This is a genomic window from Streptomyces sp. NPDC018833 (assembly GCF_044390825.1).
Lineage (GTDB): Bacteria > Actinomycetota > Actinomycetes > Streptomycetales > Streptomycetaceae > Streptomyces.
The window spans coordinates 46085-63433 of sequence record NZ_JBIRZM010000014.1; the positions used below are offsets into that span (position 1 = coordinate 46085).

At 68.6% G+C, this 17349-nt stretch carries 16 protein-coding genes and 2 pseudogenes; 7 read left to right on the forward strand and 11 right to left on the reverse strand.

The genetic code is table 11. The features are described 5' to 3' along the window. The first annotated feature begins 219 nt into the window (after nt 1–219). Together ACH5AF_RS25545 and ACH5AF_RS25550 are read left to right on the forward strand one after the other, a co-directional pair. Complete coding sequence (locus ACH5AF_RS25545) at nt 220–648, forward strand: VOC family protein (protein WP_398904544.1); 429 nt, start codon at nt 220–222, stop codon at nt 646–648. 106 nt (nt 649–754) lie between these two features. After that, on the forward strand, nt 755–1156 hold the full coding sequence (locus ACH5AF_RS25550) for a hypothetical protein (protein WP_398904546.1): 402 nt from the start codon (nt 755–757) through the stop codon (nt 1154–1156). Between the two features lie 44 nt (nt 1157–1200). Here the strand turns inward: ACH5AF_RS25550 and ACH5AF_RS25555 are convergent, their stop codons facing one another. The 9 genes from ACH5AF_RS25555 to ACH5AF_RS25595 all read right to left on the reverse strand — a co-directional run bounded on the left by ACH5AF_RS25555 (nt 1201) and on the right by ACH5AF_RS25595 (nt 10735). Beyond that, nucleotides 1201–2379 (reverse strand): lytic transglycosylase domain-containing protein, encoded by a 1179-nt coding sequence (locus ACH5AF_RS25555; protein WP_398904804.1) that lies wholly within the window; start codon nt 2377–2379, stop codon nt 1201–1203. Between the two features lie 645 nt (nt 2380–3024). Then, complete coding sequence (locus tag ACH5AF_RS25560) at nt 3025–4056, reverse strand: lytic murein transglycosylase (protein ID WP_398904548.1); 1032 nt, start codon at nt 4054–4056, stop codon at nt 3025–3027. A gap of 55 nt (nt 4057–4111) precedes the next feature. Continuing rightward, nucleotides 4112–4582 (reverse strand): hypothetical protein, encoded by a 471-nt coding sequence (locus ACH5AF_RS25565; protein ID WP_398904549.1) that lies wholly within the window; start codon nt 4580–4582, stop codon nt 4112–4114. A 12-nt stretch (nt 4583–4594) separates the two neighbouring features. Next, nucleotides 4595–5311, reverse strand: a complete 717-nt coding sequence (locus ACH5AF_RS25570) for an ABC transporter ATP-binding protein (RefSeq protein ID WP_398904807.1) — start codon at nt 5309–5311, stop codon at nt 4595–4597. Next, complete coding sequence (locus ACH5AF_RS25575) at nt 5308–6144, reverse strand: ABC transporter ATP-binding protein (RefSeq protein WP_398904551.1); 837 nt, start codon at nt 6142–6144, stop codon at nt 5308–5310. The genes ACH5AF_RS25570 and ACH5AF_RS25575 overlap by 4 nt, the downstream gene beginning before the upstream one ends. Next, nucleotides 6131–7300: a branched-chain amino acid ABC transporter permease gene (locus ACH5AF_RS25580; protein ID WP_398904553.1), complete on the reverse strand. Its 1170-nt coding sequence runs from the start codon at nt 7298–7300 to the stop codon at nt 6131–6133. Before ACH5AF_RS25580 ends, ACH5AF_RS25575 begins: the two co-directional genes overlap by 14 nt. Further along, a complete protein-coding gene (locus tag ACH5AF_RS25585; RefSeq protein WP_398904555.1) occupies nt 7297–8193 on the reverse strand; it encodes a branched-chain amino acid ABC transporter permease in 897 nt (298 codons plus the stop codon). The genes ACH5AF_RS25580 and ACH5AF_RS25585 overlap by 4 nt, the downstream gene beginning before the upstream one ends. Beyond that, nucleotides 8190–9650, reverse strand: coding sequence for an ABC transporter substrate-binding protein (locus tag ACH5AF_RS25590; protein WP_398904557.1), 1461 nt, complete (start codon nt 9648–9650; stop codon nt 8190–8192). The genes ACH5AF_RS25585 and ACH5AF_RS25590 overlap by 4 nt, the downstream gene beginning before the upstream one ends. Then, the gene (locus ACH5AF_RS25595; RefSeq protein WP_398904560.1) at nt 9647–10735 is read right to left on the reverse strand and encodes a hypothetical protein; all 1089 of its coding nucleotides are present in this window, start codon (nt 10733–10735) and stop codon (nt 9647–9649) included. The genes ACH5AF_RS25590 and ACH5AF_RS25595 overlap by 4 nt, the downstream gene beginning before the upstream one ends. A 345-nt stretch (nt 10736–11080) precedes the next feature. Here ACH5AF_RS25595 and ACH5AF_RS25600 point away from each other — a divergent pair, with 345 nt between their 5' ends. Then, nucleotides 11081–11242: a hypothetical protein gene (locus ACH5AF_RS25600; protein ID WP_398904562.1), complete on the forward strand. Its 162-nt coding sequence runs from the start codon at nt 11081–11083 to the stop codon at nt 11240–11242. 472 nt (nt 11243–11714) lie between these two features. On the opposite strand, the pseudogene ACH5AF_RS25605 reads toward ACH5AF_RS25600, so the two are convergent. After that, nucleotides 11715–12338 (reverse strand): annotated as a pseudogene (locus ACH5AF_RS25605) (alcohol dehydrogenase catalytic domain-containing protein); the annotation flags it as partial. 1436 nt (nt 12339–13774) lie between these two features. Between ACH5AF_RS25605 and ACH5AF_RS25610 the strand changes: the two are divergent. The 4 genes and pseudogenes from ACH5AF_RS25610 to ACH5AF_RS25625 form a co-directional block, all read left to right on the forward strand. Continuing rightward, entirely contained in the window at nt 13775–14065 is a 291-nt protein-coding gene (locus ACH5AF_RS25610; RefSeq protein ID WP_398904564.1) for a helix-turn-helix domain-containing protein, read from the forward strand. Between the two features lie 332 nt (nt 14066–14397). Continuing rightward, nucleotides 14398–14679 (forward strand): hypothetical protein, encoded by a 282-nt coding sequence (locus tag ACH5AF_RS25615; protein ID WP_398904566.1) that lies wholly within the window; start codon nt 14398–14400, stop codon nt 14677–14679. Then, complete coding sequence (locus tag ACH5AF_RS25620) at nt 14679–16298, forward strand: cation acetate symporter (RefSeq protein WP_398904568.1); 1620 nt, start codon at nt 14679–14681, stop codon at nt 16296–16298. The genes ACH5AF_RS25615 and ACH5AF_RS25620 overlap by 1 nt, the downstream gene beginning before the upstream one ends. Before the next feature lie 67 nt (nt 16299–16365). After that, nucleotides 16366–16829 (forward strand): annotated as a pseudogene (locus tag ACH5AF_RS25625) (IS5 family transposase); the annotation flags it as partial. 12 nt (nt 16830–16841) lie between these two features. Here the strand turns inward: ACH5AF_RS25625 and ACH5AF_RS25630 are convergent. Next, nucleotides 16842–17348 carry a hypothetical protein gene (locus tag ACH5AF_RS25630; protein WP_398904569.1) on the reverse strand — a complete coding sequence of 169 codons (507 nt, stop codon included), beginning with the start codon at nt 17346–17348 and terminating at the stop codon, nt 16842–16844. Nucleotide 17349 lies beyond the last annotated feature (1 nt).

Consider the following 17349-nt stretch of genomic DNA (forward strand, 5'->3'; position numbering starts at 1 on the left):
TGGCCGGGCAGGCGCCGAGGTGCGCAGGCCGGAGTGCCGCCACTCATGCCCGCATGCGGCGTTCCCGTAGTCCGCCAGGACCTCCTCCAGTGGGGACACTGTCAGGATCGTCATCCCACGGCTCAAGGTCCCGCTCATCGACAAGAGTCGGCCGCATGCGCCACAGCCTGGCCAGGGGTGGGCCCGTGGAGGCGACGACGAACCTTCTACGATGGGCCGATGGCATCGATCAAGCAGTTCCAAGTCACCTTCGACTGTGCGGAACCTGAGCGCCTCGCTCGCTTCTGGTGCGAGGTGTTGGGGTACGTCGTACCGCCGCCACCGGAGGGGTTTGCCACTTGGGACGATTTCAAGCGCTCCCTGCCACCTGAGCAGCAGGACGCATGGTTTGCCTGCGGTGATCCCTCAGGCGTGGGCCCGCGACTGTACTTCCAGCGCGTCCCCGAAGGGAAGGCCGCCAAGAACCGGCTGCATCTTGACGTGCGGGTCGGCACCGGACTCGTGGGTGAAGAGCGCCTCGCCGCACTTGAGGCCGAGTGCGCACGACTGGTCCCGCTCGGCGCGGTACACGTGCGAACGCTGTATGACGGCAATGATTCGTGCATCCCGATGCAGGACATCGAGGGCAACGAGTTCTGTCTCGACTGAGTGGCCGCGAACGCGACACCTTCGCGAATCGACCCGGTGCAGTTCGCCATCACGAGGGTCGCCGTACCGCGGCGCGCCAATGGGCCTGATCCAGAACCACCCTTCGGTGTCCACGAGCAGGGACCCGCACGGGGTGGGCGCCAACCGCGTCAACGACATCAACGACGACCAGCTGAGGGTGACCCGGACACTGCTGCTGATCGGCCGACCCGCTGACGCCCCGCGCGGCCCGTGGCAGTCCGAGGAGGTCCGGCCCGCCGCAGCCGCCCGCGAGCGTCTGAGCCGGGCCGGTGCCGAGCATCCCAACGCCCCGGTCCGCCGACTTCGACCACGACGTCCCGGCGCTGATCGCCCGCTCGTACCGCCTGTGCCCGTCTTCAGGGTTCGCCCCCGCCAGGGACACGACCGCGATCTCACTCGGCCGCTACCCTCGATGTGCTTGGTGCCGCTCCCCTCGCGCAATCCGCAGCCCGCCGGCACCGCGGTCAAGGCGCGGGCAGACGCGTAACGGGAAGCGGTGGTCAGGTGGCGTCTCATCAACTTCCCAACAGATCAACCAGTGGTCCCGGTATTGACGGTTGGCACTGTCGACGGAGGTGCCGTCGAGGTCGGGACGGGAGCCGGCGGGGTGGGTGCGTTGGGCGAGGAAGGCAGGGCACCACCGGGGGCGCCGCCCCCCTCACCGCCCGGCGTACTCGTGCCCGGGGACGGCACCGGAGCGGGCTGGTTGCCAGCGGGTCGCCCCGGTTCCAGAGTGTTGTCCGCCCTGTCCGGCGGCGGTGTGTGTTCCGGTTGCCGTGCGTGGTGGCGAGGCGCATCCGGTGCGGTGTCAGAATCCGAGCCCGGTGTGTCGGGCACCGCGACGGGGCCGCCGGAATATACGCGCATCCAGGCCAGTACCAGGTTGAGATAGGACTCTGAGTGGTTGTACGCGAGCACGGCCCGCCGCAGCCCCTCGGGTGTGGCCACATCATCGCCGGCCGCGCACAGGTACCGGCCTGCGGCCAGCGAAGCGTCGAAGACGTTGTTCGGATCGGCCCTCCTGTCGGCATTGCCGTCGGCGGCCCAGCTGCGCCAGGTGGACGGGATGAACTGCATGGATCCGACAGCGCGGTCCCAGACGGTGTCGTCGTCGTAGACCCCGTGATCCGTGTCGGCGATCGCCGCCACACCGGGACTGCCGTCCAACCGCGGTCCCAGAATCGGCGTCCGAGTGGTGCCCTGCGCGTCGACATCACCGCCCCGCGCATGCCCGGACTCCACCTTCCCGATCGCCGCCAGCAACGGCAGTTGCAGGTGGCAACCCGGCTCCGATGCCCTTGTGTTGTCCACCGCCCGCTGATAGGCCTGCAGCACCGTCGCCGGAATCCCCTGGACAACAGGCCGCGCCTGCCCCCTGCCTCCCCCGTTCCGCACGCCAGGGCTGTCGGTCACACTCGGCAGATCCGGCAGTGACACGAAATTGGGGTAAGCGGGATAGAGAGGGGTGCTTCCGCCGTCAGCACCCGGGCCCGTGACGACTCTCTCCTCAGCAGCGGCCGTAGCGACAGCTGCCGAGGAAGGTACGACATGCTGCACCACCAGTATCGCCGACAGCGCTCTGGCCAACTTCTTCCAACGCATCATGCGGTCATGGCGCTCCGGCCGTGTCGCGTGGGGATCGGACAGCGACATCACCGGGCGTCCGGGGCGGTCGTCATGACCGGATTGCTGCTTTCCTGGTTCCTGCATGGTCAACCTCACAATGTCTCAAGGCACTCGGTCGGCTACCGGCGCATCAGGCGGTCGCCCCTGCGGGGCAATCCGCTTTCCCTTGTTCGTTCTCATCACGAACCAGCACCCCGCGCCGTCGGCGTGACCGCTCGTCAGCGGCGTGCGGGGGTATAGTTGTTTGGTGCTTTCGGCCGCCCGCAGCAGCCCCGCGATCCGTTTCGCGCGTGCCATGGCCTCGGCCAACGGATCGGCCACCACATGGTTGGTGGGCCCCATCGCGACGGCGCGCTCGGCCGGGATGCGTGCGCCGGTGAGTGCGTACTCCCTGGCGAGGAGCAGGCTGGTGTGCAGGGTGAGGTGAGCAGACCGCCGTCGCTCGCGACCAGCCCGACCTGCACGTGCGGGTCGGCGAGGTACGCCGTGTCGTGGTGACCCCCGCCAATTGCATGCGGGAGCTTCCCTCTTGATGGTGTACCGGTTTCCGGTACTCCTCCCGGGCCGACCCCCTGGCCGCCGTTCTCCGGCCCGGTCGAGCCGGTCGGGTCACCACTCGCGCAGCGGCCGTAAGACGGCTCGGCGTCGACGCGGCCGGGGAGAGCGGGCACCCTCTTCTTGCCAGGGCCGGCTTGCCCGGCGGCTCCGCCGCCGGGGCCTTCATACCGGCTACTGATCAGTGGTCAGCGGCAGATCCGGTACCTCCGGTTCGGATGGCTGATCGGACGGAGCGGGCGCGTCCGGCTCCTGTCGCTCAGGGGGTCCGTCTGGGCTCGGGTACGGGCTCTCCTCCTTGCCTTGCCGTGGAGGCTGTCGTGGTGATTCCTTGTCCCGCCGTGAGGGCTCATCGCTGGGGCGCGGTTCCGGCGGCGCAGTGTGCTTCGGTTGCGTGGCCGGCGAGGTCTCGACCACCGCCGCCTCACCCGCGTAGACGCGCATCCACGCGAGCACCAGGTCCAGGTACTGCTCGGAGTGGTTGTACGCGAGCACGGCTCGGCGCAGGCCGCCGTCCCGGTTCACGTCTCCTCCCGCGGCGCACAGGTAGTGGGCCGCCGCGAGCGCGGAGTCGTCCACGTTGTGCGGGTCGGCGGTGCCGTCGCCGTTGCCATCGGCTCCCCAACGGTGCCACGTCGAGGGAATGAACTGCATAGGACCGACTGCGTGGTCCCATGCGGTGTCACGGTCATAGACCCCGTTGTCCGTATCGCGGATCGCCGCCACACCGGGGCCGCCGTCCAGCCGGGGGCCGAGGATGGGGGTGATGGTGCTGCCGTCCGCATTGATCCGGCCACCGCGGGCGTGACCCGATTCCACGCGGCCGATCGCCGCCAGCAGCGGCCATCTGAGCCCACAACCAGGTCGCCGCTCGTTCAGCACGGCCACCGCATTGCGGTAGGCGGCCAGCACCCGCGCGGGGATCGCGACGGCCCCTGCCGGCCGCATCCGATCCGTACGATCCCGCTCGTCGGCGCGCGTCGCCGACGGAGCCGGTGAGGGCTCCAGCAACAGGGCGCCCGCCGGTGGCGGCTCAGGGTACAGCGGTCTTCCGCCGTCAACCGGGCCCGCCATGACCTGGCTGGCTTCGGCCGGCTGGGCGACCTGGTACACCGCCACACCGGTCGCCGCGGTGGTCGCGGCGACCGCCCCGGCCACCGCGGGGGTGACCTTGATCCGCAGCCACGGCCACTTGGTCAGAAGCACGTCAGCGTCTCTCCTCACGAGGCTCTCGTGTTGCGCGGTTGTGGCAGGGCCCGCCTCAACCCTGCCGGGCGGGTATCGCGACGCGCGGCGGCGCGCAGACCCGGCAGGGCGCGAGGTTGCGATCGATCGCCGCCTCGACGCCGATCAGCTCGGACTCGTCCCGCGCCTCCGACAGCTGGCAATCGACGCGGTGGTAGGACGCGGCACCGGCCACCACGTAGCCGCTGAAGCCGGGACCCTGCGCGCCGGGACCGCCGAGCCCTTGTTTCTCCGCGGCGACGGCGAGACGGTCGATCGCCGCCTCCAAACGCACCCGGTCCACCCGGTGGTTCTGCACGATGAGCATCGCGGCGCCCACCACCACGACCGCCAGGCCGATGACGCCGCCGGAGATCAGGTAGGGGAACTGCGCCGGAAGTGAGTTGTAGCTCGCCGCGCCGTTCCAGCCGAGGGACATCAGGACGAAACCGATCAGACACAGCAGCACACCGAGCTGCCCGCCCAGCCGACCGAAGTTGATCTGCATTATGTATTACTCCTATGCACCTGATCCGAGGTACGCCTCGCGCAGGTTGACGGACCGCAACTCGTCTCCCACGCCGGTGTACACCAACGTTCCCTTTTCCATGATCAGCGCGCGGTCCGCGAACGGCAGCGCGCCGGCGTTCTGTTCCACCATCAGCACCGTGGTGCCGTCGGCCTTGATCCGCGAGGTGACCTCCCAAACCGTGCGCGCCACGGTGGGCGACAGGCCGAGCGAGGCTTCGTCGATCAGTAGCAGCTTGGGGCGGGACATCATCGCGCGCCCCACCGCCAGCATCTGCTGCTCGCCGCCGGACAGCGTGCCGGCGATCTGGTTCTCCCGCTCGGCCAGGCGCGGGAAGTAGTCCAGTACGAGGTCCATCTGCCGCTTGAGCGTCTTGGAGTCGCGGCGGCGGGACCACGCGCCGAGCTTGAGGTTCTGACTCACCGTCAGCCGGGCGAACAGCCGCCGGCCCTCCGGGCTGAGCGAGATGCCGCCGGCCACCCGCTGTGACGGCGAGCCCTTGCGCAGCTCCTTGCCGTCGAAGGTGATGGAGCCGGACTGCGGCTGCAGCATCCCCGCGACTGTGGTGACCGTGGTGGTCTTGCCCGCGCCGTTGAGGCCAAGCAGCACGCAGCACTCGCCCTGCTCGACGTCGAAGCTGACACCGTGCAGCACCGGGTACTGGTCGTAGCCGACCACAAGGTCGCGCACTTCGAGCAGCGCCATCAGACGTACTCCTCTCTCGTCCGCTCGGTGGTCGGCGCGTCGGCCGCGGCGACCGTGGGTGCCTCAGGTTCCTCCGGGTCCTCGCCCAGATAGGCGCGCACGACCTCGGGATGCCGCCGTACCTCGTCCGGTTTGCCTTCCGTCAGCACCTCGCCGAAGTTGAGGCAGTAGACGTAGTCGGACACCCTGGTGACGAGCGGCACATGGTGGTCGATCATCACGATCGTCACGCCGAACTCCTTGCGCAGTTCGAGCAGCGTGTCGCCGAGCTGGTGGGCTTCCTCCGGGCCCATGCCCGAACCCGGCTCGTCCAGAAGCAGCAGGTCGGGGTCGGTGGCCAGCACCGCGGCGATCTCTACTTTCTTGAGCACGCCGTAGGGCAGGTCGGCCACTCGGACCTGCGCGACTCCTTCGAGGTTCATCAGCTCGAGGATCTGGTGGGCCCGGTCGGCGAGCCTGCGCTCCTCGGCGAAAGTGGCCAGTCCACCGAGGATGCCGGCGAACGCGTCGTAGTCGGTCTCCAGATGCTGGGCGGTCACCAGGTTCTCCAGCACGGTGGTGTTCTTCACCAGGCCGACGTTCTGGAACGTGCGGCCGATCCCGAGCTTGGTGCGCTCGTGCACCGGCTTGCCGGTGATGTTCGTGCCCCGGTAGCGGACGCCACCGCTGGTGGGGCTGTAGAACCCGGTGATGCAGTTGAACAGCGTCGTCTTGCCGGCCCCGTTCGGGCCGATGATGCCGACGATCTCCCACTCCCCGACCTTCAGGTCAATGTGCTGCAGCGCCTTCACGCCGCCGAAGTTGATACTGACGTTGTCGACCTCAAGCACGGACATCGGTGACCTCCACGTCCCGCACCTTGCCGGTGTGGATGTCGAATTTCCGGCCGAGCATCCATTCCTTGATCGGCGCGATCTGCTGCCCGATACCGCCGGGGTGGGTGGTCAGCGTCAGGATCAGCAGGATGGGGCCGAGGACATGGGGCACGAAGCTCAGCGGCAACCCGATGCCGTCCTCAATCAGCCAGTCCACGCCGACGGTGTCGAACAGCCAGGTCTTGAACAGCCAGCCGCCCTCCATGAGTGCGAAGAACGCCGAGCCGATCACCACTCCCGCACGGTTCCGCAAGCCGCCCACGACGGTCATCAAGATGAACGACAGCGCCAGCTCAAAACCGAAGTTCTGCGGGACGATCAGGTCCTTGCCGTGCGCGAACAGCGCTCCGGCCACGGCCGCGAACACTCCCGAGGTGACGAACGCGAGCAACGTGTAGGCCTTGACGTTGATCCCATAGGAGGACGCCACCCTCGGGTTCTCCCGCAGGGCCTGCAGTGCCCGTCCGCCCTTGGTTCTGGTCAGACGCCAATCCAGCCACAGCACCACGACCACGAACCCGAGGCACAGGTAGTAGTAGGCCATGGGGCTCTGGAACCCCATCGGCCGCGTGACCGCCTTGCCTGCGTCACCGCCCGTGAAGCTGATGATTCCGAAGATGCTCTCCTCGGTGAACACGCCATAGGCGAAGGTGACCAGCGCGAAGTACAACCCGGTGAGCCGCAGCGAGATCGCACCGAGCACCGCTGCCTGCAGGCCACCCACGATCGCCGCGATCGGCACCGCCAACCAGAAGCCGATGCCCAGGTCGACCTCCATGTAGGCCGCCATGAACGCCCCGATTCCCACGAAGGCCTGGTGGCCGAGCGAGATGGTGCCGGTGTATCCGATCAGGACGTTGAGCGAGAGCCCGGTGATCACGAACACGGCAGCGGTGATCAGATGTCCGACGTCCTCGCCATGGAGGTCGAAGGGCGACAGGAAGTTGCCGGGAACCGCGAACACGAACCACGCCAGGGCCGCCCACGCCAAGCCGCGGGCGAACCACCCGGCGGTGGTCGGCCGGAACCGTGACTCGGGCTTCCCCACCACGCTGGGCAGAACGAGCGTGCTCTCGGCGGACGCCTCCTTGCCGAGCGATGCCTGTACCGCACTCATGCGCCGACCACCTTTCGCGTGAACAGGCCCTCCGGGCGGAGCAGCAGGACTACCAGCAGGAACACGAAAAGAATCGTCGCCTTCGGCCCGGGCAGGCCGGCCAGCGCGCTGAGGGCACCCAACTGCTCCACGAAGCCCACCAGAAGGCCGCCGGCCAGCGCCCCGGGCATGCTGCGCATCCCGGCGAGCACCGCGGCCATGAGGCCGGGCAGCAGCGCCGCACCGCCGCCGAAGGTGAGGAACGCCGCGGTGAAGGTGTCGTTGGGACCCGACAGGATCCCCGCCAGCCCACCGAGGGCCGCGGCGATTCCCCAGGTCATCATCGACACCCGGCGCACGCTGATGCCCACCAGTTCGGCGGCGGTGGCCTCCTGCTGCGCGGCCTGGATAGCCAGCCCGGACGGCGACCGGAAGAACGCCGCCAGCGCCAGCGCCACCACGATCAGTACCAGCACCGTGATCACCTTCTGGTAGGTGATGGCGACTCCCAGAACCGTGGCGATCGAGCCCTCGACGATCGGCGGCATCTCCCGGATCGGCTGCTCGTTGGTGAGCCAGAACTGGATGCCGATCGCGGTCGTCGCGACACCGGCGGTACCTACCAGCAGCGTCACCTTCGAGCTGTGCCGCAACGGACGGATCACCACTCGCTCCGTCACCAGCCCCATGACGACGGCCACGGATATGCCGAACAGCAGGCCCAGCGCGTAGCCCCAGTGCCACATTTCCACGGCCACGAAGGCCGCGAACAAGCCGGTGGTGCCGAACTCCGTCTGCGCGAAGTTGAACACACCGGTCGCGCGGTACACCAGCACGATGCCGAGGGCTACCAACGCGTACACACTGCCCCGGAACAACCCATTGGCCAGGGCGACGACCAGCTCCTGGCTCACGGCTTGTACCTCCCGGGCCGGGTCTTGTACTGCCGCGAACCACAGTCCGCTTCCAGCAGATACATCGCGCTGCCACCGAACCTCTTGTTCGGTGCGAACTTGACCGACGGGAACACCCCGGCGTCGAAGGTCTTGCCACTGTTGAGCGTCGCCATGAACGTGCGGTGGCTGAGGTTCTTGCCGGCCGCCTGGAGCATCTGACCGACCAGCTTCTCGAGGCCCCAGGCATTGATTGCGATATCGTCCGGATCAGCTCCGCCGTTCTTCGCCTTATACGCTTTCCGGAACTCGGGGTCGATCGAGTCCATCCTGTCCAATTGCGGGAACGACGAGAAGAACCGGGCGCCGTCGATCTGCGGGCAGCCACCCGTGGCAACCACGTTGAGCCCGCTCGTGTTCCCGGGACCGTAGAATTTCACGCTGCACGTCAGCGCCTTGGACACATTCACCAGGCCGCCAGGGCTCGCGTTCCACACGACCGCCTTCGCACCGCTGTTGCAAATCTTCGCCGCGATCGACGTTGCTTCGGCCTGGATCTTCTTCGGAGCGCGGTCGTTCAGCACGAGTTTGGTTCCGAATGCCTGCTTCAGTGAATTGCCCTGTATCTTCGCATAGTTGTCCAGATTATCGTTCTCCGCGACGATCAGCCCGACTTTCTGCCCGGAGAAGGCCGCCCTCATATCACGTGTGATCACCGGCGCCTGCTGCTCGTAGGTGAGGTAGGCCGCGAAGTAGGTCTGCAGCGCGTTCAGCGATCCGAGACGCGGATTGGACTCATGCACACCGCCCGAGACGTAGGGCCACTGCCGGGAGTTCGCGTAGCGCGCGCAGGCGTCGATCTGGTCGGCACCGGCGGAACCGATGACCAGGAAGTACTTCTGTTCGATGAAGCTCTTGCACTTCGATACCGCAGTCGACGGGTCGAAGTTGTCGTTCTCGAGCTTGACCTGGAGCTTCCGCCCGTTGATCCCGCCCTTCTTGTTGATGTAGTCGGCGTACACGCCCACCGCGCGCTCGATCGAGTTCTGGGGGATCGCCGCCGCGCCCGTCACCGGTGCGTGCACGCCGATCTTGATCGGCTCGCCCGGTTTCAGCGGCGTGGGATCGCCGATACCCGGCGGCACCGGCCCGCTGGTGCCGCCACCGCTGCCGCCCCTGTCACCGGTTCCCCCAGTGCCCGTCCCGGTCCCGGTCCCCGACCCGGTCCCGGTACCGGCGGCGTCTGTGCCGGCGCCCGCACTCACGCCCTGCGTGCCGGTGTCCAGGGCGCCTGGGTCAACCGGCTGACCGTCCGTACCAACCCCTCCGAACTCGCCTGCACCGGTGCCCTGTCCACTCGGTCCACTCGGCCCGGCGTGAAGCCCGCTCACGCCCGGCTTCTGCCCGCAGCCCGAGACCACCGCAAACGCCAGCGCCACCGCTGCGATACCGATCTGCCTCGACCGTCGCCGGATCACTTCGCCTCCTTGGAAAACGTCTTGATCACCCGGAGTTGGTCGAGCGCGCGGCCCACACCGTGGCGCGCACCGGACAGCACCGGCTCACCGTTCGGGCCGAGCGCGAACATCACCGCATAGGCGAGCCCGAGCCCGACCGGGATCAGGAAGAGAACTCCGCCAGGGATGTCCTCCAGCATTGAGCCCACGTGCGTCACCGAGGTGGCCGCAGCAGGCGACCGCAGCCCGCTACCGCGGGCCACGTCCTGGGCTTCCGTTGCGGCCGGCGCCGTGGCGTCATCCGGCATGGTTCCTGCATCCGCCGGTACTTCCCCGGAGGCGTCCATACCGGCGCCTGTGTCGACCGCGCCCGAATCGCCCGTCGTCCCGCTGTCCGCCGGTATGGCAGCCGGCGGTTGGGGTGTCGCTCCCCCGGTCGCCACCAGCTTCATGCCGATGCCCTTGTCCGACGGCCCGTCCCAGGTCACCTGGAAACTCATCGGCGCCTCGACCTGCTCCACGAGGGCGATCGAGGTGGGTAGCTGACTGTCCTGCGCCAGCCAGAGCCGCGCGATCGAGGTGAGGTCGAAGTGCCAGATCCCGTCCTTGCCGCGTTTGCCGGCAGCAGCGGCGCTTTCACAGTCGTAAGCTGGCCGCGACGACCACTTTCCACCCTCGGCCTTGGTCCAGAACGCATCCGTGACAGGGCACGCCACGACCTTGACGCCCTCGCCGTCGGAGTTCACGTTCGAGTCGGGGGCGGACGATTCCCTCAGCATCATTTCGAACGAGGTCACATCAGCGCCCGGGCCGTGCTCCAGGGCGAACTCGATGGCCGCGACCATCTCCTCCGCACCATTGACCGCCGCCACGGTCATCGCACCGGCAGGCACATTCGGCGGCGTCGGCTCAGGCCGAGCGATGAGGCCTGATTTGTCGATCTCGCTCTCGTCGTTGCTCTTCCACCACCAACCCGCCTGATAAACTTTTCCTCCGATGGAGGGGCCCGGCTCAACGGCGGGTTCCGCACTGACTGGTGCGGCCGCACTCAGGATCACGGCGCACGACGCGGCGAACCCGGCGCCGAGACTGCTGGGAGTAGACATCTGTCTCCTTGGCTAGTCCAACTACCCTGTTGAACTGCATTGCTTGGGGGCCGGCAAGAGCCCGATTTCGGTCTCCCACGACTCGAGGTAGCACGCCGCGCCCACGGGCATCGAGGAACACCGGGTCACGGAGGCGACCCAGAAGTCCGTCCCACTGACGACATCCGGCGCGCACCCGCACCGTGGTCGCGCCGGGCCAGTCGGCGTCTTGCAGGCGACGTGCACCCGGAACTGACATACGCACCTGGTCGACACGGCCGTCGAGCATGAGTGGGCACGCTGCGTACGGCGCCCACCATGGCGTCAGTTACACGCCTGCGACATCTTTTCGTGCGGTGCCGGGTCGTGGGCACACATGATCACAAGGTCGGGGTCTACGCGTCGGTAGAGCTCGGCGATGCGGGCGTGGTTGTCACGGACCTTCTTCAGGTCGAATGCGACAAGGATTTCCATGGCGCGCAGAGCGGCGAGTACGGGGAGTGGCCGTCGACCGTTCCGTGGTGGTAGAAGGCGTCGCCGCACTGCAGTTGCCGGCGGGTGCCGGCGTCCACGGCGACGCAGGCGCGTCGGTACGACGGCGGCCAGTTGGCTCGCCGGTCGGATGCCGAGGCGATTGCCGTACGGACCAGGGCCGACCGCTCGACGGCCGAGGTGAGAGGACGGCGGCCGTGGCCACCTTGGTCCGTCTCCTTGCGTCGTCGGCCGCGGCCGTGGGGGGAGGGGGTGAGCGGATGCTGCGGCAGGCGCCGTTCCATGGGTGCACACTCCGGTGGGTGGGGGGAGGGGAGGGGGATGTGGGGGGAGCCGGGGGGGCGGCATCGCGCTGCGGGGAACGTACTGACCGGACGGTATGTACGTCAACGGGTTGTGCAGCAGTTCTTTGCCTAAGCGGTACAGGTGGTTCCGGCCAGGAGAGCACTGTGGACCCGGCGTCATGGGACGCCGGGCCGGAGCTGGAAACGACCGCAGGAGGGCACCGCAGGACATAGTGGGTTGCGCCCGCCCGGCGGACGAGCTTCTCCTTCGCCGGCGATCCGGGCGGCCTGCAGCGTGGCCAGCCCCACGCCGAACACCACCAGGGACTCGGCTTCGCGGACGCGCGCGGAGTGGTGGACGCACCGTGTCCGGTGAGCACAGCGCAGCCGAGCAGCGCCGCCTCGGTGAGCCGGACCCCGGCGGGCCGGCAGCACACAGGCCGCGGCGACGACGGTCGCCTCGACGAAGGCGGCGACGTTCAGACAGGGATGGAGCTCGGTGCCGTCGTCGGCCCTCTTCGCCTGGACGGCACCCACGCCGGTCAGCGCCTCGGAGCACAGCCGCCTCGCCGAGCGAGCAGGCGTTGGCAACGGCCGCAGAAAAGCGCCCAGTTGCGCACGACCCCGCCGCCGGACGCCGCATGCCTGACGCCCTCGCCGACGGCGGAGGTCCGTACCCGCCCCTCGTGACCCAGCACGGCGGGCACTGGCACCTGGTGTACTTCTCCGCCGCGGTCGAGACGGTGAGCCGGTACGTCAAGGGCAACGCCGACGGCCTGCCCCTCACCGAGAACCCGGTCTTCGCCGAGGCACAGGCCCGCACCGAGGAGTTCGCCTGCGGCGGGCAGATCTGCGTCGACCCGCGCACCGGGGGCTGGCTGCCCGACGCCTGCATCGACATGGGCAGCCCACCGAGAACGTCGCCCAGCTCATGGGGGCTCACCCGTGAGGAGCAGGACACGTTCGGGGTGAGCTCCGGGATCGGTGGAGGCGCTATGCGCTGACTCCAGCGCCATTGGGGCTGGCGTTGAGCGTAGTGGTTGGTCTCGTGCTCGTGGGGTGGGATGTCTCCCTCGCGCTGTGGAGGCGCTGGTTGTTGAACCAGCCGACCCATCCCGCGGTGCCGAGTTCGACGTCGGCGAGGCCGTGCCAGGGCCTGCGGGGCTTGATCGGATCGATCACGTCACCGAACTCTGGCTCCTCATCCAGCTTCCCGGCCGCCGGCCAGACGGCGTCGCCACCAGAGGTCAGAACGCCAGTGCCGATGAGTGGCAAACGGATCCGGCAGCGTGCGCTCGACGTACCTGGCGTCCAGGACACGCACTCGGCGTTCAAGCTCGGCGCGGGGTCTGGGAGGCAACTGCCGCACGACCTCCTCAAGCACGTCGCGAGCGTGCCGCACGTCGTCGAAGGAACAGCCGCGGCACGAACACTCCGCATCCTCCGGATAAAGGGGTCGTCGTCCCGGTGGATGCAGAAACGCCAGATACCGCCGCAGCGCACGGTCGGTGGCGCCGGGGTAGACGTAGTAGTCACCCGAGAGCCTCTCTGCCCGATCTATCGCGACGCTGGTTCGGGCAGAGAGGCCGTGGATCCGGTCTGGAGGCAAGCTCCACGTGACGCGGAGAGACTGTTCAGTGCGCAGGGCGCCGGGCCGCTTACGCGGCATCGGCCCTTCGGTATGTGGACATGAGCATCATCATGCCAGTGTCTACGGTCCGTTGACGGCCGGGAAGCCGCATCCGGCACAGGCTCATCGCCCCTGGACTCAACCCCGCATGCCGTCCGGGCGGCGTAGCGGGACAGCCCTTACAGTAGTGGACTACCCGGGCACGTCCAGCGGCCCGCTGGTGGCATCGCTTCCTCGGCATCTTCTGACGATCATGCATCGAGGACCAAGCCGGTGCCGGTGAGGCAACCGTCGATCACGTGTGGCCGGTACTGGAACTGCTTGAGCTGCTCTTCACCGCCCGGGTGACCTCAACGAGGTGGCGGCGGCAAGGTTGCCGAAGTCACGCTTGACCAGCGACCAAGACCCCTTCAGTCGTATTGAGGTCAGGTGCGTAGGTGGGCACCTGGCCGACACTGAGCCACTCGCAGTTTCCGGCAATGAACTCGCGTGGGCGGGTCACGGGGAGACACACCAACACGATCGGGGCCGCCGAGCTGGACAGGGGTGCGGACGATCAGGTCACGGAAGTCACGCCAGCCGAAGCCCTTCGGCTGCCCGCGGCCTGCCTGATAGCTGGTCTCACGGCCGACCTGTCCGCCGAGCTGCCTGCGGGTGCTCCGGCCGCTGTACGACCTGGAGCCCGCCGACCGCGAAACGCTGATCGACACGCTCGGAGTGTGGATCGGGAAGGGCGGCTCCGCGGTCCAGGCGGCCCGGCACATGCTGTGCCACCGCAACACGGTGCTGAACCGGCTGCGCCGCTGCGAGCAGATTACGGGTCTCGAACTGTCCCGCCCCCGCGATCTCGTACGGCTCACGCTCGCCTTCGACACGCTCCAAGTGCTCGGGCCGGCGGCCGTCCTCGGCTGCGGGGACTCCTGGGACTGCGACCCGGAAAGCTGAAGCCGCACGGCGGTACGCCCGTCTGGCACGCGTGGTCCGCACGGGAGTACGGCTACCTGGCACGCGTGCGGCTTCACCTCGGTGGACAGCTCCCGGCACGCGTATCACCATGACCGGATTCCTTACCGTGGATGGCCGAATGGGCATCGGCACAGTCGGGCCCCTACGGCGTTGGGAGCGGACAACGGGGTGCCCCAAGCGCATGGACTGACTGGTCGGTACGTGCTCTGGTGAGCCCTCATCAGGGGGCAATGCCGTCAGGGGCAATGCCCTCGCCAGGCATCGCCCGAGCGAGGCGATGCGCGCGCATCCCTGCCTGCCCGGAGAGCTCCATGGCCTATCAGCACGCCCATCCGCACACTCCCCCGTTCCATCAAAGACCCCGGCCCCACCGGCCGGGCAGATCCTTCGCGCTCGTCAACGGACTGACCTTCGCGGTCCATCTCCTGCTTGCCTGCGCCGCAGAGGACCTGCTGGCCACCCGTGTCGCCGGACAGATCAACCTCGGCGTCGTCGCCCTTCTCGCGCAGGGCTCGCTCCTGTTGTGGACGGCGGCGCGTTACGACCGCGCCGCCCACGAGGAGGCCGCGTACGAGCCGGAGGAGGAGCACTGATGCTTCCTCAGGCTCTGCTCGCCGCAGGGGATCCCGGCACCCTCGACCTGGACTCGGGCACCCGCTCCTGGGTTCTCGTCGGCTTCCTCGCCTTCATCGTCCCGATCCTGTTCATCTGCGTGCTCAACGGCCCCGAGCGGGACCGGGTCGACGACTTCTACACGGCGGGCCGCAAGCTGCGGCCCGTCCAGGGCGCCCTCGTCCTCACCGGCGTCTACCTCTCCGCTGCGACCGTGCTCGGCACGACGGGAGCCGTCGCAGTCTTCGGCTTCGACGGCCTGTTCATCGCCCTGTGCACCGTGCTGTCGCTCGGCGTCCTGCTCCTGCTGTCCGGCCCGCTGCGGGAACGCGGCACCTACACCCTCGGCGACACGTTCGCCCTGCGGACCCCGGGGCCCGCGGTCAGGATCGCGGTCGCCGTCGTCACGCTGAGCGCGTGCGTCCCGTATCTGATCGTCCAGCTCTCCGGTGCGGGCAGGACCACCGCCATGCTGCTCGGGCTGTCCGGTCCCGGCGCCGAGCAGACCGCCATCGTCATGATCGGCACCCTCGTCGTCTGCGCCACGGCCTTCGGCGGGATGCGCGGCATGATCGCGATCCAGGTGATCAAGACGGTGATCCTGCTCGCCATGGCCGTGGCCGTGGTGGCGGTGCTGCTCCACCGCTTCCACTGGAGCCCCGATTCCCTCATCGAGGCCGCCGGGCGGGGCAGCGGCCGTCCCGAGGGCTATATGCGTCCGGGACTGCGGTTCGCCGCCAGCAGCCCGGTCGAGGGGACGCTCGACTTCATCGGTCTGATGATCACCGTGGTGCTGGGCGTCGCGTGCATGCCCCATGTCGCCACCCAGCTCAACACCGCACCCGACGCCGCCGCGGCCCGCCGTACGGTCCGCCACACCATCGCCATCGTCGGTGCCATGTGCCTGCTCACCACCGTGATGGGATTCGGGGCCGCGGCGCTGATCGGCGCCCCGAAGATCCTCGCCGCCGACCCCGGGGCCACCAGCAGCCTGCTGATGCTCACCGGCGATCTGGCGGGCGGCTCGTCGGCGCAGACGGGCGAGGCATGGCTCGTGGTGCTGGTCTCCTGCGCGGTGTTCCTCACCACGCTGGCAGTCGTCGCGAGCGTGACGCTGGCGGCCGCAGGCTCGGTCGCCCACGACCTCGTCACCAACGTCGTCCGCCGCGGGCGCACGACCGAGGGCCGGGAGGTGGCCGCGGCCCGTATCGCGTCCGCCTTGGTCGGGGTGCTGAGCATCTGCCTCGCGGTGTGGGTGCAGGGGTGGAACATGGGCTTCCTGTCCACGATCTCCCTGGCGGTGGCGGGCTCCTGCCTGCTCCCGGCGCTGGTGTACTCGCTGTTCTGGCGCGGCTTCACGCGCAGGGGGCTGCTGTGGACGCTGTACGGAGGTCTCGGCTGCGCGATCGGACTCCAGGTCCTGAGCCCCATCTTCTCCGGCAGCCCGATGGCACTGTTCCCCGAGTGGGACATCTCCTGGTTCCCGCTGCAGACGGTCGCTTTGGTGTCGCTGCCGGTCGCGTTCCTGCTCGGCTGGCTGGGAAGCGTCACGGGACGGCGGCGTGCGGCCGCGTTGCCCGAGCAGCCCGTCAGGGCCTGACGCACGCATGCGGCGGCCGGCGGAGCGCCCTCACACGCTCCACCGGCCGCCGCCGCGTGCCGCGCCCCGCGGCGGGCTGACGATCAAGATCCACCTCGCCGCCGACAGCCGTTGCCCGCCACTGGCGTTCGTCATCACACCTGGCCAGGCAGGTGACGCACCCGCGTTCACCGAGGTCATGGCCTGCCTGCGGGTGCCCCGGCCGATTGGCCGACCCAGGACCACACCGGAGTGGTCCTGGCCGACAAGGCCTACTCATCCCGCGCGATCCGGACCCGTCTCCGTCGGCGCGGAATTCGGGCGGTGATCCCTCAGCCCGCCGACCAGACGGCCAACCGCAAGCGACTCGGTCGGCTGGGCGGCCGTCCGCCGTCCTTCGACCGCGAGGCCTACAAGCAGCGCAACACGGTCGAGCGGTGCATCAACAAGCTCAAGCAGTGGCGAAGTCTGGCCACCAGATACGACAAGACCGCGACCATCTCCCTCACTGGACTCCACCTCGCAGGGGCCTTCATCTGGTCGGATAGGTGACCCGCAGGCGGTCTAGCCTGCCCGGTCGAGCGTGACTTCGATGTCGATCGGAGCGGACCGCCACATCACGTTGAGGAGTGGGTCCTGTTCGATGAAACGGCGTGTCTCCGCGAGCGCCTCCGCTCTGGGCCCGCCGATGGCAGCATGATCGAAGCCGCTGTCTCCGCCACCGCTGATGTGTAGGTCCGCCCAGGCGGGGTCCTCGGCGAAGCACGCCTGGAACTCCACCTTCCAGTACTGGGGCTGCCAGTACGGATCCTGCCGATCGCCGTCCTCGTTGACGGCCAGCAGCCGCCCAAGAGTCAGGGCAGGCCGATTCCCGGTCCAGTCCCAGACGCCCCACTCAACGATGAAGCCGTCTCCGTCGTCCTCAGGACCCTCGATCCCTTCGACGGGTACCTGCATGAACTCCTCAAAGGCGGCCCACGCCGCCTCCATGGTGCAGGCGCCAGCCGCGACGCCACGCTGGCCCAGAATCTGCTCAAACGCTGCGGCACTGGACCGCCATGGGATGGACATG

Excerpts from the sequence above, each read along its gene's own strand:
- ACH5AF_RS25545 (WP_398904544.1), top strand. The coding sequence starts at position 220 with ATGGCATCGATCAAGCAGTTCCAAGTCACCTTCGACTGTGCGGAACCT.
- ACH5AF_RS25565 (WP_398904549.1), bottom strand. The coding sequence starts at position 4,582 with ATGCAGATCAACTTCGGTCGGCTGGGCGGGCAGCTCGGTGTGCTGCTG.
- ACH5AF_RS25620 (WP_398904568.1), top strand. The coding sequence starts at position 14,679 with ATGCTTCCTCAGGCTCTGCTCGCCGCAGGGGATCCCGGCACCCTCGAC.
- ACH5AF_RS25595 (WP_398904560.1), bottom strand. The coding sequence starts at position 10,735 with ATGTCTACTCCCAGCAGTCTCGGCGCCGGGTTCGCCGCGTCGTGCGCC.
- ACH5AF_RS25575 (WP_398904551.1), bottom strand. The coding sequence starts at position 6,144 with ATGTCCGTGCTTGAGGTCGACAACGTCAGTATCAACTTCGGCGGCGTG.
- ACH5AF_RS25555 (WP_398904804.1), bottom strand. The coding sequence starts at position 2,379 with ATGCAGGAACCAGGAAAGCAGCAATCCGGTCATGACGACCGCCCCGGA.
- ACH5AF_RS25615 (WP_398904566.1), top strand. The coding sequence starts at position 14,398 with ATGGCCTATCAGCACGCCCATCCGCACACTCCCCCGTTCCATCAAAGA.
- ACH5AF_RS25630 (WP_398904569.1), bottom strand. The coding sequence starts at position 17,348 with ATGTCCATCCCATGGCGGTCCAGTGCCGCAGCGTTTGAGCAGATTCTG.
- ACH5AF_RS25580 (WP_398904553.1), bottom strand. The coding sequence starts at position 7,300 with ATGAGTGCGGTACAGGCATCGCTCGGCAAGGAGGCGTCCGCCGAGAGC.